The following is a 21,612-nucleotide window of genomic DNA, read 5'->3' as shown; positions in this document are numbered from 1 at the left end:
ATCCGCCATGGCTTCCACGGCCGACGACAGCCTGCCCCTGGTTTCCGAAACCGAGGCGCCCCGCAAGGGGTCGCGCTTCATGCGTCCCGTGGAAGCGGTGGCCTCGCTGCTGCTGCTCACCGTGGTCGGCCTCCTGCTCATGGGGGCCATTTCCCGTTATTTCTTCTCGCTGCCGGTGGTGTGGATCGACGAGGTGTCGTCCATCGCCTTCATCTGGCTGGCCATGCTCGGCTCGATCATCTCGCTCGACCGCAACGAGCACCTGAAGCTGAACCTCTTCACCCGCCTTCTGCCGCCCGCCACCGCCGCCTTCGTGGAGACGCTGGGCCTGCTGCTGGTGGCCGCCTTCCTCCTGTCCCTCGCCTATCCGGCGGTGGACTACATGATGGAGGAATCCTTCATCACCACGCCGGCCCTGAACATTTCCGGCTCCTATCGCGCCACCGCGCTGCCGGTGGGCATCATCGGCATGGCGGCGCTGGCGGTGGCCCAGGCGGTGCGACGCGGCACGGTGCGTGACCTTCTCCTGAGCATCGTCTTCATCGGCGCGGTGCTGGGCGTGCTCTGGCTTGCTGCGCCCACCCTCATGAAGGCGGGCAACATCACCATCGTGCTGTTCCTGGTGGGCTTTGTCGCCGCGTGCCTTGCGGGCGGCGTGCCCATCGCCTTCTGCTTCGGCATCGGCACGGTGAGCTATCTGGCCTTCTCCACCCATGTGCCGGTCTTCGTGATGATCGGGCGCATGGACGAGGGCATGTCGAGCCTCATCCTGCTCTCGGTGCCGGTCTTCGTGCTTCTGGGGTGCATCCTGGACTGCACGGGCATGGGCAAGGCCATCGTGGATTTCCTCGCCTCGCTGCTGGGCCATGTGAAGGCGGGCATGTCCTATGTGCTGCTGGGCTCGCTGTTCGTGGTCTCCGGCATTTCCGGCTCCAAGGTCTCGGACATGGCCACCGTCGCCCCGGCTCTGTTCCCGGAGATGAAGCGGCGCGGCCACAAGCCCAAGGAGATGATCGCGCTGCTGGCCACGGGCGCGGCCATGGCGGACACGGTGCCCCCTTCCATCGTGCTCATCGTGCTGGGGTCGGTGGCGGGCGTGTCCATCGCCGCCTTGTTCACCTCCGGCTTCGTGGTGGCCATGGTGCTGCTGGCGGCACTGGCGGGTCTCGCCCGCTGGAAGGCGCGCGACGAGGACATGACCGGCGTCACCCGCCTCTCCGGCAAGCTCATCCTGCGCACCGCCGTCATCGCCGCGCCGGCCCTGGTGCTGCCCTTCCTCATCCGCAGCGCGGTGTCGAGCGGCATGGCGACCGCCACGGAGGTCTCGACCTTCGCGGTGGTCTATGCCTTCTTCATCGGCGTCGTGCTCTATGGCGGCATCTCGCTGCGCACCTGTTATTCCATGCTGGTGGAGACCGCCGCGCTCACCGGCGCCATCCTCATGATCCTGGCCTGCGCCGTGGCCATGGCCTGGGCCATCACCCAGGCGGGCATCGCGCAGGATCTCGCGAACTTCATGGCGGGCCTGCCGGGCGGCTGGATCGGCTTCATGGTCGTGTCCATCATCGTCTTCCTGGTGCTGGGCTGCATTTTGGAAGGGCTGCCGGCCATCGTGCTCATGGCGCCGCTCATGTATCCCATCGCCCGCAAGCTGGGGATCAACGACATCCAGTATTCCATGGTCATCGTCACGGCCATGAATATCGGCCTCATGACCCCGCCCATCGGCATCGGCTTCTATCTCGCCTGCAAGATCGGCAATGTCTCGCCGGACGAAGCCATCAGCGCCATCTGGCCCTATCTGGTGGCGCTGTTCGTCGGCCTCCTCGTCATCGCCGCCGTGCCGTGGCTGTCCATCGGCTTCCTGTGAGGGCGTCCCGCGTGCCGGGGCAAGCGGGCTGATCGCTTTTCGGCCTAATCGCTTTTCGGCTTGGCGGGCCGGGGCGAGTGTGGTGAAGACGGGCGGCCCGCTTTTCTCCGGCGCGGGCGCAGGACAGACGGACCCGCCTCATGCAGCTCGACGCCAAATCCCTCCTGCCCGCGCGCATCGCCGTCACCGGCGGCGCGGGCTTTCTCGGATCGCACCTGTGCGACCTGCTGCTGGCGCAGGGGCACGAGGTGTTGTGCATCGACAATTTCTACACGGGCACCCGGCGCAACATCGAGCACCTGCTCGGCCATCCCCGCTTCGAGCTGATGCGGCACGACGTGACGTTCCCCTTCTATATCGAGGTGGACGCCCTCTATAATCTCGCCTGCCCGGCCTCCCCGGTGCACTACCAGTTCGACCCGGTCCAGACCACGAAGACCAGTGTCATCGGCGCCATCAACGCGCTCGGGCTCGCCAAGCGGCTGAAGGTGCCGATCCTCCAGGCCTCCACCTCCGAGATCTATGGCGACCCGCAGGAGCATCCCCAGACCGAGGCCTATTGGGGCAATGTGAACACGATCGGCCCGCGCGCCTGCTATGACGAGGGCAAGCGCTGCGCGGAGACGCTGTTCTTCGACTATCATCGCCAGCATGCCTTGCAGATCAAGGTGGCGCGCATCTTCAACACCTATGGCCCGCGCATGCACCCCAATGACGGGCGCGTGGTGTCCAACTTCGTGGTGCAGGCCCTCACCGGCCAGGACATCACCCTTTTCGGCGACGGCAGCCAGACCCGCTCCTTCTGCTATGTGGACGATCTGGTGGCCGGCCTCGAAGCCCTCATGACCTCGCCCGACGATGTGACCGGACCGGTCAATCTGGGCAATCCGGAAGAATTCACCATCGCCGAACTGGCGGGCGAAGTGCTGGACCTTGTGGGCGGGTCCTCCAAGCTGGTGCGCAAGCCCCTGCCGCAGGACGACCCGCGCCAGCGGCGGCCCGACATCTCCCGCGCCCGCGATCAGCTCGGCTGGGCACCCAGCGTCCCCCTGCGGGAGGGCCTGCGCAAGACCATCGCCTATTTCGAGGGCCTGCTGGCCGAGAAGGGGCGGCGGGGCGCCTGATGACGCAAGCGGGCCAAAAGCCGGAGGCCGAGAAGGACGCAGTCGCGGGCGGCGGCATCGGGCCCCATCTGCGGCTCATGCGGCGCGCCCATGGCCTGCGGCTGAAGGAACTGGCGGATCGGGCGGGCTGCTCGGAGGGCCTGCTCTCGCGCATCGAGAACAACAAGGTGGAGCCCTCGCTGCGCATGCTCCAACGCATCTGCGCGGCGCTGAACCTGAAGGTGGCGGACCTGCTGCACTGGTCTGAACGGCCGGAGGGCGTGGTGGCGCGGGCGGCGGATCGCCGGCCGGTGCAATTGCGCGACCCGTCCGGCGCGGGGGCCGAGATCGAGCGGCTGTCTCAGTCCGGGCGGCTGATGATGGCCTATCTCAACCGGCTCGCCTGCGGCGCCTCCACGGGCGAGGGGATCGCGCATCCCGGCGAGGAATTCGGCTATGTCCTGCGCGGTCGGCTGGAACTGGTGATCGACGGCGTCGTTCATCCCCTGGAGGCGGGCGATTCCTTCAGCTTTCCGTCGGATCTCTCCCACACCTACCGCAATCCGTTCGCGGTGGAGGCGGAGTTCCTGATCGTGAACGCGCCCCCTTCCTTCTGAGCTTCCGCGCCCGGCGTGCGCCTGCGCTCTTGAAAGTCTCTTGCATATACGTAAAGCTTCTTGCGCCGCCCTGCCTTCGGGGTGGTCCGCGCAAGGAGGTCTCCCATGAGCGAGCGCCTGATTTCCGACGTGGGCGGGCTGCCCTCCGGCCCGGTTCCGCGCGAGGAGGTGCCCCAGCTTTACTGGGAGAAGGCCATGATCGCGATGTTCAACGTCCTCATCGCCAAGGGCCTGGTCAATCTGGATGAATTCCGCCGCGCGGTGGAGCAGATGACGCCCGATCACTATGCCGGCGCCAGTTTCTACGGGCGGCGCGTGGATGGTGTCGCGGCGCTGCTGGTGGAGAAGGGCATCCTGGACGGCGTGGAGCTGGAGCGGCGCGCCCTCGCCATCCTCACCGCCGGAACCCGCGACCATGTGGCCTGACGCGCCGCGCCACGCGCTGGGCGCGCAGGTGCGCATTCTCGACCTCGGCAAGCCCGGCCATGTGCGCACCCCGCTTTATGTGCGCGGCAAGGTGGGCGTGATCGACCAGGTGTGCGGCGACTTCGAGAATCCCGAGGAGCGCGCCTATGGGCGTGTCGGCGGCGCACGCATTCCGCTCTATCGCGTGCGCTTCGCGCAGGCCGACCTGTGGCCGGACTATGAGGGCCGCCCGCAGGACCAACTCGTCATCGAAATCTACCATCACTGGCTACAGCCGGCCTGAGCGAGGGAGCCCTCCACATGACCGCGCACGACCATGATCACGACCACGACGATGCCCACGATCATGACCACGACCATCCGCACGGCCCCCATCCCACCCGCGAGGATGACGACCTGGAGCTGACCTATTCGGAGGCGCGCTACCTCGCCATGCGGGGCATGCTGATCAAGCAGGGCATCCTCACCGGCGACGAGATCATGCGCCGCCTCGCGGTGAACGACCTTGCCTCGCCCCACCAGGGCGCGCGCATGGTGGCCCGCGCCTGGGTGGATCCCGCCTTCAAGGCGCGCATGATGGCCGACGCCAAGTCCGCCGCCCGCGAGCTGGACATCGCCGTCACCGAGGCGAAGCTGACGGTGATCGAGAACACGCCGCAGACCCACAATCTGGTGGTCTGCACCCTGTGCTCTTGCTATCCGCGCTCGCTGCTGGGCGAGCCGCCCGCCTGGTATGTGAGCAAGGCCTATCGCTCCCGCGCGGTGCGCGAGCCGCGCAAGGTGCTGGGCGAGTTCGGCCTCGCCTTTCCGGGCGATGTGGAGGTGCGCGTTCACGACAGCAATGCGGACCTTCGCTACATGATCATGCCGCTTCGTCCCGAAGGCACGGAGGGGCTCAGCGAAGAGGCGCTGGCGGCGCTCATTCCCCGCGATGCGCTGGTGGGAGCCGCCTTGGTGGACCGGCCCGCCTGATCCGCCTTTCGCGTTTCCAGCCCTGCGATGTCCGGCCGCCCGCCGGCTTTCCCCTCATGCCCTGTTGAAGCAAGGACGGCCTTCCGTGACCTCTTCCTCCGCCCCGTCTTCCGCGTCTCCTTTCCGCGTGGAAGAGGCGACCATCGCCGAGCTGCATGCCGCCATCCGTAGCGGCGCCACCACCTGCCTGGACGTGGTGGAGCAGTATCTCGCCCGCGTGCGCGCCTATAACGGCCCCTCGGTGCGCCTCGTGACGGCGGACGGCGCGCCCATCGGCCCCGTGGCGGGCGCGGTGCGGGGCGAGGTGCCGACCCTGTTCCCGAGCGAGACGGTGAAGGCGGCGGACCTCATGCCGGACCTTGAGGATTATGCCGGGCCGCCGCTGCAATATGGCCGCATGGAGTCCACCGCCTCGGACCCGGCCGTGCTCCAGCAATATGGCTGGGTGGTGGGCACGCCCGACGCGGGCCAAGTGAATGCGCTGGCCACCCTCAACATCCGCGGCGAGCGTTCCGTCACCTGTCGGGGCGATTACGACCTGCACCCGTCCAAGGGCCCGCTGCCGGCGGGCGCGCCGCCGGTCTGCGAGATCTTCCGCCAGCTTCCCGATGCCCGCGAGCAGGCGGCGGCGCTGGACGAACGCTACGGCTGTGAGCCGGACCTGGACGCCATGCCCATGTATGGCGTCGTCTTCTCCTTCAAGGATGCGTTCGACACCAAGGACATGCGCTCCACCGGCGGGGGCGATGCCGCCTATGACATGGACGCGCCCGCCCGCGACCACATCCTCGTGGAGCAGTTGCGCCGGAAGGGCGCCATCATCTTCGCGAAGGCGGTGATGACCGAATATAACGGTCGCGCGGGCGATCCCGGCGGGCCGCATGTGGCGGAAAGCTTTCTGCCCTCCATCCTGGGCAATCAGCGCTCCTCCTGGGGCGGCACGCCCGCCAATCCCTACGACACCGCCCGCTCCGCCTCGCTGGGCTCCTCCTCCGGCTCCGGCGTGTCGGTGAGCACCAACATGGTCATGGCGAGCCTGGGCGAAGAGACCCGCGCCTCCTGTCGCGGCCCTTCCAACCATAACGGCATTGCGCTCATCCTGCCCCACAAGGCGCTGCTGGGCTTCGACGGCGGGGCCATCGGCGCGGACATCCATGTGGACCGCACGGGCATTCACGCCCGCACCCTGGCGGATTGCGCCAAGGTTCTGGACGCGCTGAAGAATCCCGACGGCACCTATTATGACCCGCGCGACGTGTTCACCACTGTGCCGCGCCCCACCATCCTTCCGTCCTTCGCGGCGCATGTGGGGGCGCGCAAGAGCCTGGAGGGGATGCGCATCGGCATCATCCGGGAATCCATGATCATTCCGCCCGGCTCCATGACCGAGCGGCCCATCGTGGAGGCGGCGGACCGAGAGATGAAGGCCGTGCTGCGCGACGCGCTCGGCGCGCAATTGGTTGAAAGCGCCCATCGCCACTGCACGCCGGACCCGGACGTGGAGCCTATGGCGGTGGACTTCCAGGCGGCGCTCGCCCGCCTCGTGCCGGTCTTCATGCCGGACTTGCTCTATCGCCTGGGCCGTGACGGCCAGCCGCTCTTCCCCGAATTCGTGGCCGCCATCCGGCCCACGGAATTCATGCCCGGCAAGGTGTTCGGCACCGGCGACATGGCGCCCATCGACTATATGGTGGGCCTCGCGGAAGGGCAGATCGCCCCGCCCGAGGCGCTGGACCTCATCACCATCCAGCCCCAGCAACTGGCCAACGCCTTCCGCTTCCACATCTCCCAATATCTCGACCGTCGCGTGCGAGACTGGGCGGACAAAGGCATCACCGAGACCCTGAAGGACTGGGCGGCGCTCAACGCCCGTTCGAAATTCTGGGGTGACGACCAGAAATCCGCCTTCCGCAATTGGGAGGACGTGACCGACATCCGCAACCGCTTCGACCAGCGCCAGGGCGTGAATGAGCGCATCATGCTGCGGGAGCTGCTGCGGCGCCTCGACATGATGGTGATCTATGAGAACCGGCTGGACGCGCTGGTGCGGCTCCACACGCCGTTCGCCCCCGCGCTCATCGGCGGCGCGCCCCAGCCGCGCACCACCATGGGCACGGATTCCTCCCGCGACCAGAATTTGCTGCCGGAATCCTTCGACGGTCCCAATGCGGGCCTCACCGAGGTGCTGGTGCCGGCGGGCTTCGTGACCACGGTCTACGATCCCGTGCATGCGCTGCTGCCGGACAGCTCGCGCTGGGTCTCGCGCCTTTCCGAAGTGCCGACCCATCTGCCCGAGCCGGGCCTGCCCTTTTCCCTGGTGTTCCGCGCGGAGCCGGGCCGGGAGGATGCGCTCCTGGAGATCGCCTCCGCCTATGAAGCCGCCTCCCGCCGCCGCATTCCCCCGCCGAAATTCGGGCCGCTTTAGGCCGGAACGGATTCACGCCCGGCATCGGATGCCGCAGCATGCCGTCATGCCCGGGTTTGTCCCGGGCATCCACGCGGTGCCGCCGGGAACGCCCAATGACGTCTGCGCTGTCGGTGCGACGTGGATGGCCGGGACAAGCCCGGCCATGAACCGTTGCGAAGGGGACTGCGGGTGAGCAACCGCTGGCGGCGAGTGCCGATCGGCGACCTCTATGGGCCGGTTCTACCGGATCCGGATATGCAGCCGCTCAATCCGTCCGGTCGAACGCGGACTGGACGGTGGTGGGCGTGGTGACGCCGTTGGCGAGCAGCACTTGCAGCAGCACGCGGGCCTTGGCGGGATTGTGCAACCCCGCCGCCACGAGGCCGAGCGCGTCGTCGCTCACCTCGATATTGCGCAGGACCGGGCCGAGGGGGCAGCGGCTCGCCCGCACCCCCACTACGCCCGCCTTTGCCGCTTCCGCCAGGGCCGCGATGACCGTTCGGGCGGCATTTCCATCCCCCACGCCCGCCAGCACCAGCCCCCGGGCGCCCGCATCGATGGCCGCCTTGATCAGCAGGTCGTCCATGCCCGCATAGGCATGCACGATGGAGACACGCGGCAATGGAGCGCTTTCGGGCAGGGGAAGGGTGATGCGGGGCGTTCCAGGGCGCAGGAACACCGCGCCATTGGGCGTCACATAACCCAGCGGCCCGAGATTGGGGGACTGGAAGGTCTCCACCTGCGTGGTGCTGGTCTTGGTCACGTCCCGCGCGCCGTGAATGGTGTCGTTCAGCACCACCATCACGCCCCGCCCCCGGCTTTCGGGATGGGTCGCCACCATGAGCGCGGCCCGCAGGTTCGCCGGCCCGTCGCCCGACAGCGCCGTGGAGGGCCGCATGGCGCCCACCATCACCACCGGCTTGTCCGTGGCGAGCGTCAGATGGAGGAAGAGGGCGGTCTCCTCCATGGTGTCGGTGCCGTGGGTGACGAGGAGGGCATCCACATCGTCGCGCGCCGCCAGTTCCGTGATGCGGCGGGCGAGGGTGAGCCAGACCGCGTCCGTAATGTCCTGGCTGCCGATGGCCGCCACCTGCTCGAAATCGATCCGCGCGATCTCCTCCGCGCCCGGCACGGCGGCGATGAGGCTCTGCGCGCTCACCGCCGCGGCATTGTAGCCCCCCTTGGAGCGCGCATCCGCCGCCCCGGCAATGGTGCCGCCGGTGGAGAGGATGACGATGCGGGGGAGCGAAGAAGAAAGAGGGGAGGAGGAAGAGGCGGGCATCGGGTCCGGAAGGGCTGGCGAAGACAGGACCCATCGGAAGGCCCCGCCGGGCGCCGGTCAAGAGCGGTCTGCGCGGGGGCGTGTGCGATTGCGTGTTTCGGCGGGCACTTCGCGATGCCGCCCTCCCATCCGCCGGTCGCGGAACGAGAGGAAAAAGACCTCGATCCGCGTGTCCCGGATCCTGGGTTTTATATTACCCGACAATTGGCTTCTCTCAGTCGCCGCGTTATTGGTCGCGGGACAAACTGCGCTTTCCTCAGCCGACGACATATCCGCCACCCAGGCCGGAGCAATCGAGGATAAGAAGGCTCCATCCCTGCTCGCCCTTCGGCGAGCCAGGAGGAGACCGCGGGTGCGGTGGGCGGACGCCCGGATATATTGTCCGGCTTGAAGGAATAAGACGGTGATGGAAAAGGGGCAGGGGCCGCGTAAAGTTCTGATCACCGGCACGGCCGGCTTCATCGGATTCCATCTTGCACGCCTGCTTCTGGCCGAGGGCTTCGAAGTCCAGGGCTATGACGGAATGACGGACTATTACGACGTCAACCTGAAGCGCCGCCGCCATGCGATGCTGCTGCAAAACCCCAATTTCAAGGCCGTGGAAGGCATGCTGGAGGACCAGGCGCGCTTTGACGCCATGGCCAATGAATTCCAGCCCGACATCATCGTGCATCTCGCCGCCCAGGCGGGCGTGCGCTACAGCCTGGAAAATCCCCGGGCCTATCTCGACGCCAATGTGATCGGCGCCTTCAACGTGATGGAGGCGGCCCGCCGGCTTGAGGTGAAGCACCTGCTGATGGCCTCCACCTCGTCCGTCTATGGGGCGAACGAGCTGATGCCGTTTACGGAGACCGAGAAGGCCGACACCCAGCTCACCATCTATGCGGCCACGAAGAAGGCGAACGAGAGCATGGCGCATGCCTATGCGCATCTCTGGTCGCTGCCCACCACCATGTTCCGCTTCTTCACCGTCTACGGCACCTGGGGGCGGCCCGATCTCGCGCTCTACAAGTTCGTCGCCGCGATCCTCGAAGACCGGCCGATCGACATCTACAATCACGGCGACATGTACCGCGACTTCACCTATGTGGATGATCTGGTGCGCGGCATCCGCCTGCTGATCGACGCCGTTCCCGTGCGCCCGGTGGATGGGGTTGTCCCCGAAGGTGACAGCCTCTCGCCGGTCGCGCCGTTCCGCATCGTGAATATCGGCAATTCCGACAAGGTGCGGTTGCTGGACTTCATCGACGCCATCGAGGACTGCCTCGGCAAGAAGGCGATCCGCAATTACATGGAGATGCAGAAGGGCGACGTTCCGGCCACCTGGGCCGACGCGAGCCTGCTGCAGCATTTGACGGGCTATCGCCCGAACACCGATTTCCGGGATGGCATTGCACGTTTCGTGGAGTGGTACCGAGCATATTACGGGAAGTGATCCCGATCGGGGCAGGAATGATCACATCTTCGCAGAAGACACTCGCCATTGTCGGCCTTGGCTATGTCGGCCTCCCGCTCGCCGTGGAGTTCGGCAAGCAACGTCCGGTGATCGGCTTCGATATCAACGCACATCGCATTGCCGAACTCTCCGAGGGGCGCGACAGCACCCTGGAGGTGACACCGGAGGAATTGGTGGAGGCGCGCCACCTGCGGTTTTCCTCCAACCTCGAAGACCTTCGCGCGGCGCGGATCTTCATCGTGACCGTTCCCACGCCGGTGGACGCGCATAAGCGGCCGGATCTGGAGCCCCTCATCCGCGCATCGCGGGCCGTCGGCCAGGTGCTGAAGGCGGGCGACATCGTCATCTTCGAGAGCACCGTCTATCCGGGGGCGACGGAGGAGGATTGCGTTCCGGTGCTGGAGCAGGTCTCGGGCCTGCGCTTCAACACGGATTTCTTCTGCGGCTACTCGCCCGAGCGCATCAATCCCGGCGACAAGACCCATCGCCTCACCTCGATCCGCAAGGTCACGTCCGGCTCGACCCCAGAGGTCGCCGACGAGGTGGACGCCCTCTATGCCTCCATCGTGACGGCGGGCACCTACAAGGCCGAGTCCATCCGCGTGGCCGAGGCGGCGAAGGTCATTGAGAACGTCCAGCGGGACCTGAACATCGCCCTCATCAACGAGCTGGCCATCATCTTCAACCGCATGGGCATCGACACAGAGGCGGTGCTGAAGGCCGCCGGCACCAAATGGAACTTCCTGCCCTTCCGCCCCGGCCTCGTGGGCGGGCACTGCATCGGCGTGGACCCCTACTACCTCACCCACAAGGCCGAGGCGATGGGATACCATCCGCAGGTGATCCTGGCCGGGCGCCGCATCAATGACGGCATGGGCGCCTATGTGGCCGGGCAGATGGTGAAGGCCATGCTGCGCAAGCGGATCCAGGTTCACGGGTCGCGCGTGCTGCTCTTGGGCCTGACCTTCAAGGAGAACTGCCCCGACCTGCGCAATACGCGCGTCGTGGACGTGATTTCCGAGCTCAAGGACTATGACGTGCAGGTGGACGTGCACGACCCCTGGGCCGATGCGGCGGCGGCCCGCCACGAATACGGGATCGACCTTGTGGAGGCGCCGGAGGCGGGCGCCTATGACGGGGTGGTGCTCGCGGTGGCGCACGATGCGTTTCGCGCGGGTGGAAGCGCGGGCGCCCGCCGCTACGGCAAGCCGCTTCATGTGCTGTATGATCTGAAGCACCTTCTGGCCCGGCAGGAATCGGACCTGCGCCTGTGATGGGGTCTTCATGCGGCGCGGGACAGAGCGGAGGCGGCGCGTGCTATCGCAATTTGTCGGATTGAACAGAAAGCTCTCTGCGGCGCTCGATCGGGCCTTGCCGGAGAAGCTGCGTCAGGACGGCAACGGCACCTTCCTGCGGGAGGTTCTGCCACATGCGGTGCAGGCCCATGACCTCGTCTATGATCTGGGCGGCGGGTCGCAACCCTATCTCTCCGTGGCGCGCAAATCAGAGCTGGGCGCGCGCGTGGTCGGCCTCGATATCGATGCCGGCGAACTGGCCGCCGCGCCGGCGGGTGCCTATGACCGGATCATCGCCCATGACCTGTGCACCTTCCAGGGGGAGGGCGACGCGGATGTGGTCATCTGCCAGGCGACGCTGGAGCATGTGCCGGACACGGCGGGGGCCATGCGCGCCATGGCGTCCACGGTTCGCTCCGGCGGCCGGATCTTTATCTTCGCGCCCTGCCGCAATGCCATGTTCGCGCGCCTCAACCGCGTCCTGCCGGAGAATGTGAAGCGCCGTGTGCTGTTTGCCCTCTTTCCCCACAAGGGGGAAGGGCATGACGGGTTCAAGGCCTATTATGACCGCTGCACGCCCAGCCAGATCGAAGCCTTGGCGCGCGCCAACGGGCTTGAGGTGGAGGAGCGCCGGCTGTTCTGGATGTCGTCCTATTTCTCGGTGTTCGTTCCCGCCTTCCTGGCCTGGCGCCTGACGCAGCTTCTGTTCTACCTCGTCATGCAGAATGACGCGGCCGAGACCTTCATCTATGTGCTGCGCAAGCCGGAGACGCGAATGTGAGCGGGCTGCGCGAGGCCGCGCGCGACGTCGGCGGGGGGGCGCCGCATCCGGCTGCCGGGACGGGCAGCGCCCTGTTCCTGATGCCGTCCGACCGCATGGGCGGGGCCGAGCGCATGGTCCACATGATGGCGCGCGAGGCGGCTCTGTCCGGGCGCTTCGCCCGTGTGGAGGTGTTCGTCCTGTGCTGGTCGCGGACGGGCACACTCGATGACCTCGAAGCCCTCGGCAACGTGACGCTGCATTATACCTTGGCCGCGAACGAGGGCGGCGGGCTTCTCCCTCTGCTGTGGTGCCTGGTCCGTAAGAGATATGCGTTCGTCTTCAGTTCCAGCACGCATCTGAACGCGCTCTGCAGCTTGATGCGCCGTCTTGGAGCCTTGCGGGTCGTTCGCCTTGTGGCGCGTGAATCGACAACGATCTTCGATCGGAATTTCGGGCGCCGCGGGGCGCTGATCCGAATGCTGTACAAGCTCTATGGGGCCCAGGACCTGATCGTCTGCCAGACGGAGCGGATGCGCGCCTCGCTGGACTTTCATACGCAGGGGCGGTTCCGCGAAAAGCTCGCGACGCTTCCCAATCCCATCGACATGGAGCGGATCGAGGCGGGCCGGCGCATGGCGCCGCCGGATGCAATCGGTACAATGCCTGCGGATCGCATCAAGATTGCGTGGTGCGGCCGCCTGGAGCCCGTCAAGTCGCCGGAGCGCGCCATTGCCACGCTCCAGGCGCTGCATGCGGCCGGTGAAACCGGGATGCATCTGGTGATGATCGGCGAGGGATCGCTGCGGGAAGCCCTCGAAGCGCAGGCGCGGGCGCTTGGCATTGCCGGCCATGTGACATTCGCGGGGTTTCATCCCCTGCCATCTGCTATCCTGGCCCAATGCGAGCTGGGGCTCCTGACATCGGATCGCGAGGGTTTTCCGAACGTTATCCTCGAAATGCTGGCGAGTGGGATTAAGAGAGTGGTGACCACAGATTGTGCGGGTGAGCTGGATGCCATTCCCGGACTGGCGGTTGTTCCGCTGACAGGTGCGCTCACGGATGCGCTGGCAGACGCCCTTTGTGAGGCTCGGGATTGCGAGCGGGAGCCGGATATAATCCCCTTCCTGGGTAGGCGTGGGGTGGCGAGTTACCTTGTTGCCATGATCGAGAGGGGCGGTGGGTAGAGAAGAGATCCACACTTGCCTTCGTGCCGGAAACATTGGGTCTGCATTTTAGCACGCAAAGGCGAACTTGCTCCCAAAGGACGGCGTGTATCGTTTCTGGACGGATAGCGGGTGTCGGTGTGCTGCTCGATGAAGTGTCGGAAACGGAATAGTGCGGGGAGCAGATCGATTAGATGATGCGACGTAAACATTGAGCGTTTAATGTATTTCTTGCGTAAATCTGGGAGGTCTTTTTGAAGTCTGTCGTCGGCGGGGCAATCAGCCTGTATACCCGTTGTCCGAATCATAGAGGAAAGTCGCGCTTTGTCCGTGCGCTCTCCACGGTGATCCGCGATGTGCCCGTCAGATCGCGATACGGTGTACTCATGACGACCGCTGCGGACGCGACAACGGCAATGTCTTTGACCGGCGTCTATGACGATGTCTTCGATGCATTGAGCATACTCAAAGCGGGCGATTGCTTCGTGGATATCGGAGCAAATGCCGGTGTCTTCAGCCTTGTTGCGGCCAAGCGGGTCGGGGCAGGGGGTAGCGTCGTTGCTTTCGAGCCCTCACTTCCGGTCTTCCAAAGGCTTGTCCGTAACATCTCCCTGAACCAGGCAAATAACGTCTGGGCATTTCCGGCGGCTATCAGCACCGCGATAAGCATCCAAAAGTTTGAAGCTGGGCCAAGCTCACATACGGGAGGAGCCCATTTCTCGGAAAGCGGAACGACAGAAGTTCTGACCATGGGCGGGGACGTGCTGAAAGCGACGCTCAACACCCTCAGGGGGGGGCGCACAACGATCGTGAAAATCGACGTAGAAGGCGCGGAACTTCTCGTGTTGAACGGCTTGGCAGGGTGGCTCTCTGAGACAGGCGTGCGCCGAGTCATTATTGAAATCAACAGAGAGGCGCTGTCACGTTTTTCAGCAACACCGAAGGACATTTACGATCAGATGCATGCTTTTGGATTCAGCGGTCAGTTAGGAGTCGTTTCCAAGCCTGTCTACAATGAAATATTCGACAAGGACTCTTGAGTCGGCGGTACAGTTTTGTAATACGCTAAATTTAAAGCGTATTTTCATCAGATCAGATTATCGTCAAGTTGACTGGATTTGGCTTTCCCTCATGTGAAAGCGCTCTTGTCAAACGTGCGCAAAGCGATGAACGTCGAAATTGCCGCAATAATGTAGCCGCAGAGATAGGCAGCCGGCGCGGCCAGAGGGCTGACTTTCTGAAAGCCAATCGCAAGTCCGAGCGCGATCGGAGTAGCAACGGCAAAGCCAAAAACCAAAATCGCAGCGCGGTTCGCTCGCAACGCAAATGGATCTATCGTTAACTTCTTCAGGCGATTTACGATTACTGCGAAAGAAATAATCGTAAATGCTGCGGGGTCGAACAAGGGGCCATTGAGAACGGGGACGATGCCGAGCTCGCGAAGCGCGTGAGTGCAAACCAGCGCCGCAATGGACACGAGCAGGGCAATCGCCCCTCCCTTATACAACGTCGAATTGAACCTGCTTGCTCCAGAGGCTTGACCTCTAAATGCAAGCGGGACAACAATGAAGGAGGTGATGTTCGTAAATATTCCTACAACACGTTGCGCTAGGTCAACGCTGAATGAGAATACCCCAAGCGCTTGCGACGATCCAAAGAGCATCACCACAAATCTCATCCCGAGATACAGACCATTTTCCAATGCGATCGAGAGCGTATACCCTCCGCCAGAGCGAATGGTTGGAATCAGTAGGCCAATATCTGGCGCGATCAACCGTGGCCAACCGCTGAGTCCAAGAGAAACAACGATCGCAAGAACATAACTGAGTGTGAAAGCAAGAAGAGCTTGGGTTGAAGTATCGCGATCCTGTACCAAAATCACGATGGCAGCCAGGAAGGCGATGGATTGAAAGACGGATGCAATGCCGTAGGACCAGAAATTCAGGCGTGCCCGCGAAAACTCAAGAACCAGTGTGTAAATACCCAGCGCGATCGCAGGCGCGATGTAGGTCCATGACAAGAGCCCCATCGAACTTATAATGCCGGTAATCGCTGCCAATATAAGAGCGATGGCCAGCGCAGTTGTGAAGACAGTTGATTCGTAGAGCCCGGCGCGTCCCTCCACATCATGCTTTGCGTGATGAGCGACGATAGAGGCGGTAAGCGGCCCGAATACCATGCTGGTGATAAAGCCAGCGACGGCAACGGCTGTCGAATAAAGACCGAAGGCACTTGGGGTGAGCCGATCGGAAAGGGCCACCAGCGCCAGTAGATTGAGGACGCCGGGCAGCGCTCGGATCCCAAGCCCCTCAATAAGCTTGCGGATCATGACGTGCGGCCTCGACCGATCTCTTTCAGGGACAAAACGCCATATCCAATCATGCGGACGAGCGCGCGCAGGAAGTAGCGAGTGCTCCGATAGCGCCCGCGAAAAAAAGCGATGACATGTACACGATAGACGAGGTACATCGGGTATGCGTTCTTGAGCTTTACGCGCGTAATATTTGCTGTAATGCCCCCCGATAGATAATGCTTTGCGCCCAGGTTTTCGTTAAGGCAGTATGCATCATATTGTATAGCTATGCGTGCCCAGGTCAAAGAGGTCGGAGCGCGTCGGTATGCACCTTTGGGGTCATAGGCGCATTCCTTAAATATTTCTCTGCGTACAATTTCCTTCTTATCGCCGTTTATACCCTGATCTGCGCGCAGTTTAATGTAATTCGAGATTCTCTCGGGAAATGGTGCCTGGGACCAATCTCCGGCTTCACCGGACATGTGATAAATAAAACCGCCGATATGAGAGGGGAGGGGCTCGTTGCAGCGCTGAAGTGCGGCGCGTAGCCCGGCTAAATCGATCTCGTCGTCATCATCAAACGGCATGACGAAGACGGCACGTGAGGCTCGAACGGCGGCGATAAGGGAGCTGGTTTTTCCTTGGTTCTTCGCGGAGGTGACGATCAGTCTTGGGTCATTGATTTCCCGCAGAGCGTCCTGGGTTCCGTCCGTTGAGCCGTCGATGTGAACGCAAATTTCGAACGGGCCGTCGAGGGATAAAATTTTCCGGACGAGAGGGACTAGGAGGCCAATTCGGTTGTAGCTGGGAATGCAAATCGCAAGGAGAGGGAGGGCGTCTGAGGGCGTCCGGGGGGCGTCCAATTTATCCTGCACTCCCTGTCCTATCGTTGGTGTGCCGCCGGCACTGAGGCTTGGTTCCACGTCACGCCCTCCGATGCGGGGTGTTGGAACCCGTTCGGCGGGACGCTGCAGCGAAGTTTCGCTGTGCCACGCGGCGACCTTTGGGGCGTGAATCAAAGAGCAATAGCCCAGCCAACAGTTTAGCCAATGTTAAGGCGATGACGATTTGCCGAACAAAGGCGAGACAATTGTCGAGCGAGTTTCGATGGATGTATACAGAAAACAACGCGCCGATCAGGGCTGCCCCAATTTTTACCGCACCGGATTTTTGGCGATATATGTAATCGCAAGTTCTAAGTATCGTGGCGTATAGTGCGGAAAATAATATTACCATTATATAGCCACCTGTTGAAAATGCTTGGGCCCAATAATTACCCGCAATTCCATATGTAATCATGTCTGCGAAAGTGGCGGTAAACGCTGTGTTAAATGAATTGCTATCAATCCCAAAAAGAGACGGCGCAATTAAAAATTGCCCAATAACGCCCTCCGCGAGCAGGTGAATAGGCAGATAAAAATCATTTCGAACGACAAGGTCGATGATATTATACGTGCTCAGTGGCTCGTAAGCTTTTAAAACCTGATCTATTCCTTCTGGTGAAATTGAATAATATAGTGGATCTAGAGATCCAGCTTTGATTGATATATATATAGGTTTTCCAATAAAAGCGATAGCAACAACTATAAACGTTATCATGATAACGCGTGGGCGAAGCATCAATTTTAATGCAGATCGCCCATCTGAGCTGGTAACGAAGAAGCACATCATCGATATGATGATAATTGTTCGATCTCCGGATATGAAGTGCAGGCATATTCCGGCGATAAATATGCCTGCGGCGGGCCAGTGACGCATGTTCGTAGCAAGAATAAGCCCCGCCGGACCAATCCAACGCCAAATGAGCCTTACGCCACTCTCAACCTGTTCGTCGCGCGCATGCAGAAAAAACAAGGGACCTTGGTTCACCATCATATAAAGGAGGCCGGCCGCAAACAGGATGAGAAGTGCGTAGAGCAATGCCGTCTCGTCACGGAGAGGGATGGGCGTTTGTAGCGTTCTCGGTCTCGAGGTCGGCAGCGCGATAAGCACTGTGAATGTGGTCCAGGCGGCTATCATTACGATGCCTGTCTCCGTCGAGGCAGGAATGAGCGGCGTATCGCGCGAACTGAGGCCGTAATGAAATGGGTAAGTAATTTCAAGAACGGATGGTATGCTATAGGCAAAAAGTCCAACTGTTCCCAGCGTCGAAAATGAAAAAACTCCGTGGGCCCGAATGGAAAAAAACAAACACGAAAGTATTAGAATTATCAATGTATAGGTAGTCATTTGATTGACTCGTTGGACGTTTGTCCTGTCTCGAACCCGGTTCTATTGGCAAAGTGGCGAGCGAGTTTCGTCTCGAAAGTGCCCGCAGATCCTGCGTCGGTGGAATTTGATGCAGTCAGATGGCGGGCGGACTGGTGGACGTTTGAATCGAAGCCCATGAGGCGCCTGTCTGTATGCCTCTGGAAGCTGGGAAGGGGCCCATGCTTTGTTAAAGGCTGGATCCGGCAAAAATCTTTGCCCAAGCAATGCGTGCCGCCACGATAAGCTTGAGTTGAGGCGGCGCGAATTGCACGCTCCTCTACACCCGTCCAAAGCGAAGCCGGCAAGACTGTGATCCGGTGAGTCATGCGAGCCAAATGTCGGCTGTTAAAGGCCGGTTTGATGCTGGGGGTGGCGGACGATTTGCGATGGCCGCGCGCTCTGACGCTGGCGGCGGAGTGTCCGCCGCGAGCGGCGGAATCCCCGGCATTCTGAAGCCGTGCAGCCGGCCGGTGCGTGTGAGCCCGGTCGGGTGGGCGCGTACTATATGGAAAATCCCGTTCATGCTCATCACGGCACATTCAATGCCGCTGGAGGTTCCAGCGGATCACATGCCATACATTAACGCCCGAGGGTCATGGAACCAAGCGTAGGCATGTCTTGGACTTTTTGGTCGGGTGGCGCGCGGTATTGCTAGCGATTATGGACAGTTGGCCTCCATTGCGAATTGCGGATTGGGCGTGGGTTTTATCTCGCTTCGAGGCTGCTTCAGTCGTCATCGAGCCCCACCTGACGTTTTCCTTGCAGGTCATGCGAGGTACCGTGGCTCTCGCCGGGAGGGCCTAGGGGCTCTCTCGACGGGAGCTTTCAGGCACTCCACGGTGTCACCGTTCGTTGAATGGCAATCGCAGCTGAGGGAAAACCATGCTTGGCCATAAGTCGTTGTCACGACGCGCGGTGCTTCTCGCTGCTGGTTTTGTGGCTTTGCGCGGTCAGCTCGGTGAGGCGAGGGGCGATGAGGGGCTGGCCTATGTCGAAACCACCCTGCAAGCCCGAACGGGCCAGTATGCGAAAAACATAGGCACGCTTCAAACCGGTGGTTACAGGGTCGTTGGAGACGGAGGTGGGGGCACATGGCGCCGTTCTGACCGTCCCGATGGCTCGTCGTTTACCGATGCTACCGGACAAGCCTGGGTTCTGAGCGACCCAGTGGTGAGTCCAAAGCAAGTGGGTGGGTTTGGCGATGGGAGGTCTGATGATACCTCTGCAATTCAGGCGGTCGTCGATCTGTGCCGTCCTGTAGATCTTGGCGGGCAAGAGAATGTCTGGCTTTTAATCGCAAACCAGGACAGTCCCTTCACCTATGGCAATACCTTGTCACCTTGCCACTTTGCCGTGAGCATTCCCCGGCCGGGCCTCAGGCTCAGTGGTTCCGGGGCGACGGTCCGATTTCGAGGATATCGTCCGGCCGACGTGATCGAGGTGAATTACGCGTTTCTCGCGCGCAAAACCGCGGACGAGAACGCGCTTGGACCGGTTGCTGTAGATGGTCTGCGGTTCGAGTTCGATGGCAGTGGCGTGGGGCGAAACCTTCGAAGCTTCCATATCGTGGGGTCGAAGGACGTGAAAATATCCAACTGCTCGTTTCAGGGCCTGCCAAAGCGGGCAGGTTCAACGATTACGCTGCAGAATTGCAGTAATATACATATGTATAATCTGTCATTTAAAGATGTAACGCAGGGTATGAACTTTTCATATGTTAATAACGTTGTAGTTGACAATATAATATTCGATAATTTTGTTGAGGCTATCGATTTTGATCGAGTTGCAATTAATGTCAATATCTCGAATGTTTTTTTCAAGAATGGCGGGCAGTGTTTGGATTTCTCTTCAATAGAGGATGTGAGTGTGAGTGCCGTGTCCGCCGAGAAAGTTGGGAACATAGTTAAGTTGAACTACAAGCCGACGACGCCGCCGACATATGAGGAGTATTTGGCCGGGGTGATGAAGCCTGGTCGCCCGACAGTTGGTGGTCGTATTCTTATCCGGAATGTTCGAGGGGTAGAGGCTGGTAGCGGGAGGTTTCCTGCGTTTGACATCGGCTTTTCAAGGTCGGGGCCGTATGGGAACTGGCCGGCTGTTCCGGAAATCAAGTTGATCGATGTCCGCCTCACCAAATCCGGCTGGACCCGGATTCGGGAGGGGGTAGGCATAAGTCTGGAAGATTGGAGGCTAACCGATGTGACCGGCACCGACAGCCGCTTCGGCGCCGCCATTCATGCATCGGGCTCCGATCCAAAAGGCCCGGGTGCTCTCTCGATCGCGTTGCGTAACATCGTGGTCGAGGGTGTTGAGGGCGACGCCATTCTTGTCGAGCGCCCGGCATCTCTCTCCGTTGAGGGACTCCACGTTTCTCGCTTCGGGGCCGGGCGGCCGAACAGCGCTGGCTTGCGTGTTATCGGGGGGGCACAGGCGGGCTTTCAAATTAAGCCAAATGCAGTCGTCGGGAGTGGGGTTCCTGAGGAGCAGGCATCTTTGGTTGTTGTTGAATAAATGATTTGCGTTGTTGAAAATTGGTAACGTCGAACGCCGCGCGGGATAATTCGTGTCAATGCATATCTTAATGACCGTGAATGCGGCCTGGAACATCTGGAATTTTCGTCGGACGCTCGCGGCGGCCCTGCTGGATGACGGCCATCAGGTAACAATTCTGGCGCCGCACGATCATACGATCGGGGATCTGGAGCGCATGGGATGTCGTGTGCGGCCGCTCCAGATGAGCGTGAAGGGCTTGAATCCCGTCGCCGACCTGATGCTGCTGCGTCGCTTCAAGCACATCCTTCGGCAAGAGAAGCCCGACATTGTCCTCAGCTACACCATCAAGAACAATATTTTCGGCGCCATGGCCGCTCGGGGGGCGGGGGTTTCTTTCGTGCCGAACGTGACGGGCCTCGGTACAGCCTTTCTCTCGGGCGGGTTGATGCAGGCGGTTGCAGAACGGTTGTACCGCCATGCCTTCAGGGGGCTCCCCGTCATCCTGTTTCAGAATGAGGATGACAGGGAGCTTTTCCTGAACTTGGGCCTTGTGGATGCCCGGCAAGCGCAATTGGTTCCAGGTTCCGGCATCGACCTTGATCGCTTTGCAATGACGGCATATCCGGCTGCCGGCACGAGGCCGGTTTTCCTCATGATTGCCCGACTGTTGCGGGACAAGGGGGTGCATGAGTTCGTGGAGGCTGCGCGCATGATCCGGGCGCAGGGCATCGATGCCCGCTTCCAACTGCTCGGCGCGACCGGATCGCAGAACAGGACGGCCATTGACGCCGCGACCGTGCAAGGCTGGGTCCGGGAGGGGAGCGTCGAATATCTGGGCACGACGGACGATGTCCGGCCCTCTATCGCGGCGGCCAATTGCGTGGTCCTGCCGTCTTACCGAGAAGGTGCGCCGCGCACGCTGATTGAGGCCGCGGCCATGGGGCGGCCTCTCATCGCGTCGGACGTTCCCGGATGCCGGGCCGTCGTGGATCGGGATATTTCCGGTTTCTTCTGCGATGCGCGCGACGCGGATAGCCTTGCGGTGGCCATGGGGCGCTTCCTGGATCTGCCCTATGGCGCGCAGGTGGAAATGGGGCAGGCAAGTCGAGCCAAGATGGTGCGCGAGTTCGACCAGCAGCGCGTCATCGATATCTATCGGGGCGTCATCGCGCAGTGGGACGGGACGGCAAAAGGCAGGTGACGCCGCCGCGGGGGGGCCGCC

General features: G+C 62.1%; 18 protein-coding genes. 14 read left to right on the top strand and 4 right to left on the bottom strand.

Translation table 11 applies throughout. From position 1 onward, the window contains the following. Positions 1 to 7 precede the first annotated feature (7 nt). From EJJ38_RS16205 to EJJ38_RS16175, 7 genes are all read left to right on the top strand, one after another. Positions 8 to 1,870: a TRAP transporter large permease gene (locus EJJ38_RS16205; RefSeq protein WP_127091190.1), complete on the top strand. Its 1,863-nt coding sequence runs from the start codon at positions 8 to 10 to the stop codon at positions 1,868 to 1,870. Positions 1,871 to 2,010: 140 nt separating this feature from the next. Beyond that, complete coding sequence (locus EJJ38_RS16200; RefSeq protein WP_127091189.1) at positions 2,011 to 2,994, top strand: UDP-glucuronic acid decarboxylase family protein; 984 nt, start codon at positions 2,011 to 2,013, stop codon at positions 2,992 to 2,994. Further along, the gene (locus EJJ38_RS16195) at positions 2,994 to 3,590 is read left to right on the top strand and encodes a cupin domain-containing protein (RefSeq protein ID WP_127091188.1); all 597 of its coding nucleotides are present in this window, start codon (positions 2,994 to 2,996) and stop codon (positions 3,588 to 3,590) included. Before EJJ38_RS16200 ends, EJJ38_RS16195 begins: the two co-directional genes overlap by 1 nt. 105 nt (positions 3,591 to 3,695) lie before the next feature. Then, positions 3,696 to 4,016 (top strand): SH3-like domain-containing protein, encoded by a 321-nt coding sequence (locus EJJ38_RS20825; protein WP_127091187.1) that lies wholly within the window; start codon positions 3,696 to 3,698, stop codon positions 4,014 to 4,016. Continuing rightward, positions 4,006 to 4,299 (top strand): SH3-like domain-containing protein, encoded by a 294-nt coding sequence (locus EJJ38_RS20820; RefSeq protein WP_127091186.1) that lies wholly within the window; start codon positions 4,006 to 4,008, stop codon positions 4,297 to 4,299. The genes EJJ38_RS20825 and EJJ38_RS20820 overlap by 11 nt, the downstream gene beginning before the upstream one ends. Before the next feature lie 17 nt (positions 4,300 to 4,316). Then, positions 4,317 to 4,988 carry a nitrile hydratase subunit alpha gene (locus EJJ38_RS16180; protein ID WP_127091185.1) on the top strand — a complete coding sequence of 224 codons (672 nt, stop codon included), beginning with the start codon at positions 4,317 to 4,319 and terminating at the stop codon, positions 4,986 to 4,988. A gap of 85 nt (positions 4,989 to 5,073) precedes the next feature. After that, a complete protein-coding gene (locus EJJ38_RS16175; protein ID WP_164738544.1) occupies positions 5,074 to 7,413 on the top strand; it encodes an amidase family protein in 2,340 nt (779 codons plus the stop codon). 247 nt (positions 7,414 to 7,660) lie between these two features. Here EJJ38_RS16175 and EJJ38_RS16170 read toward each other — a convergent pair whose 3' ends face one another. After that, positions 7,661 to 8,677 (bottom strand): asparaginase, encoded by a 1,017-nt coding sequence (locus EJJ38_RS16170; RefSeq protein WP_127091183.1) that lies wholly within the window; start codon positions 8,675 to 8,677, stop codon positions 7,661 to 7,663. Positions 8,678 to 9,083: 406 nt separating this feature from the next. On the opposite strand from EJJ38_RS16170, the gene EJJ38_RS16165 reads away from it, so the two are divergent. The 5 genes from EJJ38_RS16165 (at position 9,084) to EJJ38_RS16145 (ending at position 14,394) form a co-directional block, all read left to right on the top strand. Beyond that, positions 9,084 to 10,112 (top strand): NAD-dependent epimerase/dehydratase family protein, encoded by a 1,029-nt coding sequence (locus EJJ38_RS16165; protein WP_127091182.1) that lies wholly within the window; start codon positions 9,084 to 9,086, stop codon positions 10,110 to 10,112. Positions 10,113 to 10,129: 17 nt separating this feature from the next. After that, on the top strand, positions 10,130 to 11,407 hold the full coding sequence (gene tviB / locus EJJ38_RS16160; protein WP_127091181.1) for a Vi polysaccharide biosynthesis UDP-N-acetylglucosamine C-6 dehydrogenase TviB: 1,278 nt from the start codon (positions 10,130 to 10,132) through the stop codon (positions 11,405 to 11,407). A gap of 97 nt (positions 11,408 to 11,504) precedes the next feature. Next, entirely contained in the window at positions 11,505 to 12,209 is a 705-nt protein-coding gene (locus tag EJJ38_RS16155) for a methyltransferase domain-containing protein (RefSeq protein WP_164738543.1), read from the top strand. Beyond that, a complete protein-coding gene (locus EJJ38_RS16150) occupies positions 12,206 to 13,375 on the top strand; it encodes a glycosyltransferase (protein WP_127091179.1) in 1,170 nt (389 codons plus the stop codon). Before EJJ38_RS16155 ends, EJJ38_RS16150 begins: the two co-directional genes overlap by 4 nt. A 233-nt stretch (positions 13,376 to 13,608) precedes the next feature. Then, positions 13,609 to 14,394, top strand: coding sequence for an FkbM family methyltransferase (locus EJJ38_RS16145; protein WP_127091178.1), 786 nt, complete (start codon positions 13,609 to 13,611; stop codon positions 14,392 to 14,394). 89 nt (positions 14,395 to 14,483) lie between these two features. On the opposite strand, the gene EJJ38_RS16140 is transcribed toward EJJ38_RS16145, so the two are convergent. From EJJ38_RS16140 to EJJ38_RS16130, 3 genes are read right to left on the bottom strand one after another with little or no spacing between them, the layout of a single operon-like run. Beyond that, positions 14,484 to 15,683 (bottom strand): hypothetical protein, encoded by a 1,200-nt coding sequence (locus EJJ38_RS16140; protein ID WP_127091177.1) that lies wholly within the window; start codon positions 15,681 to 15,683, stop codon positions 14,484 to 14,486. After that, complete coding sequence (locus EJJ38_RS16135; protein ID WP_164738542.1) at positions 15,680 to 16,570, bottom strand: glycosyltransferase family 2 protein; 891 nt, start codon at positions 16,568 to 16,570, stop codon at positions 15,680 to 15,682. The genes EJJ38_RS16140 and EJJ38_RS16135 overlap by 4 nt, the downstream gene beginning before the upstream one ends. 1 nt (position 16,571) lies before the next feature. Next, entirely contained in the window at positions 16,572 to 17,876 is a 1,305-nt protein-coding gene (locus EJJ38_RS16130; protein ID WP_127091175.1) for a hypothetical protein, read from the bottom strand. A 903-nt stretch (positions 17,877 to 18,779) separates the two neighbouring features. Between EJJ38_RS16130 and EJJ38_RS16125 the strand changes: the two genes are divergently transcribed. Continuing rightward, a complete protein-coding gene (locus tag EJJ38_RS16125; RefSeq protein WP_127091174.1) occupies positions 18,780 to 20,408 on the top strand; it encodes a right-handed parallel beta-helix repeat-containing protein in 1,629 nt (542 codons plus the stop codon). Between the two features lie 70 nt (positions 20,409 to 20,478). Beyond that, positions 20,479 to 21,591 (top strand): glycosyltransferase family 4 protein, encoded by a 1,113-nt coding sequence (locus EJJ38_RS16120; RefSeq protein ID WP_127091173.1) that lies wholly within the window; start codon positions 20,479 to 20,481, stop codon positions 21,589 to 21,591. The last annotated feature ends 21 nt before the right edge of the window (positions 21,592 to 21,612 follow it).

The organism is Aquabacter cavernae (assembly GCF_003993795.1).
GTDB lineage: Bacteria > Pseudomonadota > Alphaproteobacteria > Rhizobiales > Xanthobacteraceae > Aquabacter > Aquabacter cavernae.
This window is presented reverse-complemented; position numbering and strand designations above follow the sequence as displayed.

Coding starts and splice junctions, on each gene's coding strand:
- EJJ38_RS16120 (WP_127091173.1), top strand. CDS start 20,479: ATGACCGTGAATGCGGCCTGGAACATCTGGAATTTTCGTCGGACGCTC.
- EJJ38_RS16205 (WP_127091190.1), top strand. CDS start 8: ATGGCTTCCACGGCCGACGACAGCCTGCCCCTGGTTTCCGAAACCGAG.
- EJJ38_RS16180 (WP_127091185.1), top strand. CDS start 4,317: ATGACCGCGCACGACCATGATCACGACCACGACGATGCCCACGATCAT.
- EJJ38_RS16195 (WP_127091188.1), top strand. CDS start 2,994: ATGACGCAAGCGGGCCAAAAGCCGGAGGCCGAGAAGGACGCAGTCGCG.
- EJJ38_RS20825 (WP_127091187.1), top strand. CDS start 3,696: ATGAGCGAGCGCCTGATTTCCGACGTGGGCGGGCTGCCCTCCGGCCCG.
- EJJ38_RS16170 (WP_127091183.1), bottom strand. CDS start 8,677: ATGCCCGCCTCTTCCTCCTCCCCTCTTTCTTCTTCGCTCCCCCGCATC.
- EJJ38_RS16125 (WP_127091174.1), top strand. CDS start 18,780: ATGCTTGGCCATAAGTCGTTGTCACGACGCGCGGTGCTTCTCGCTGCT.
- EJJ38_RS20820 (WP_127091186.1), top strand. CDS start 4,006: ATGTGGCCTGACGCGCCGCGCCACGCGCTGGGCGCGCAGGTGCGCATT.
- EJJ38_RS16165 (WP_127091182.1), top strand. CDS start 9,084: ATGGAAAAGGGGCAGGGGCCGCGTAAAGTTCTGATCACCGGCACGGCC.
- tviB (WP_127091181.1), top strand. CDS start 10,130: ATGATCACATCTTCGCAGAAGACACTCGCCATTGTCGGCCTTGGCTAT.
- EJJ38_RS16130 (WP_127091175.1), bottom strand. CDS start 17,876: ATGACTACCTATACATTGATAATTCTAATACTTTCGTGTTTGTTTTTT.
- EJJ38_RS16140 (WP_127091177.1), bottom strand. CDS start 15,683: ATGATCCGCAAGCTTATTGAGGGGCTTGGGATCCGAGCGCTGCCCGGC.
- EJJ38_RS16200 (WP_127091189.1), top strand. CDS start 2,011: ATGCAGCTCGACGCCAAATCCCTCCTGCCCGCGCGCATCGCCGTCACC.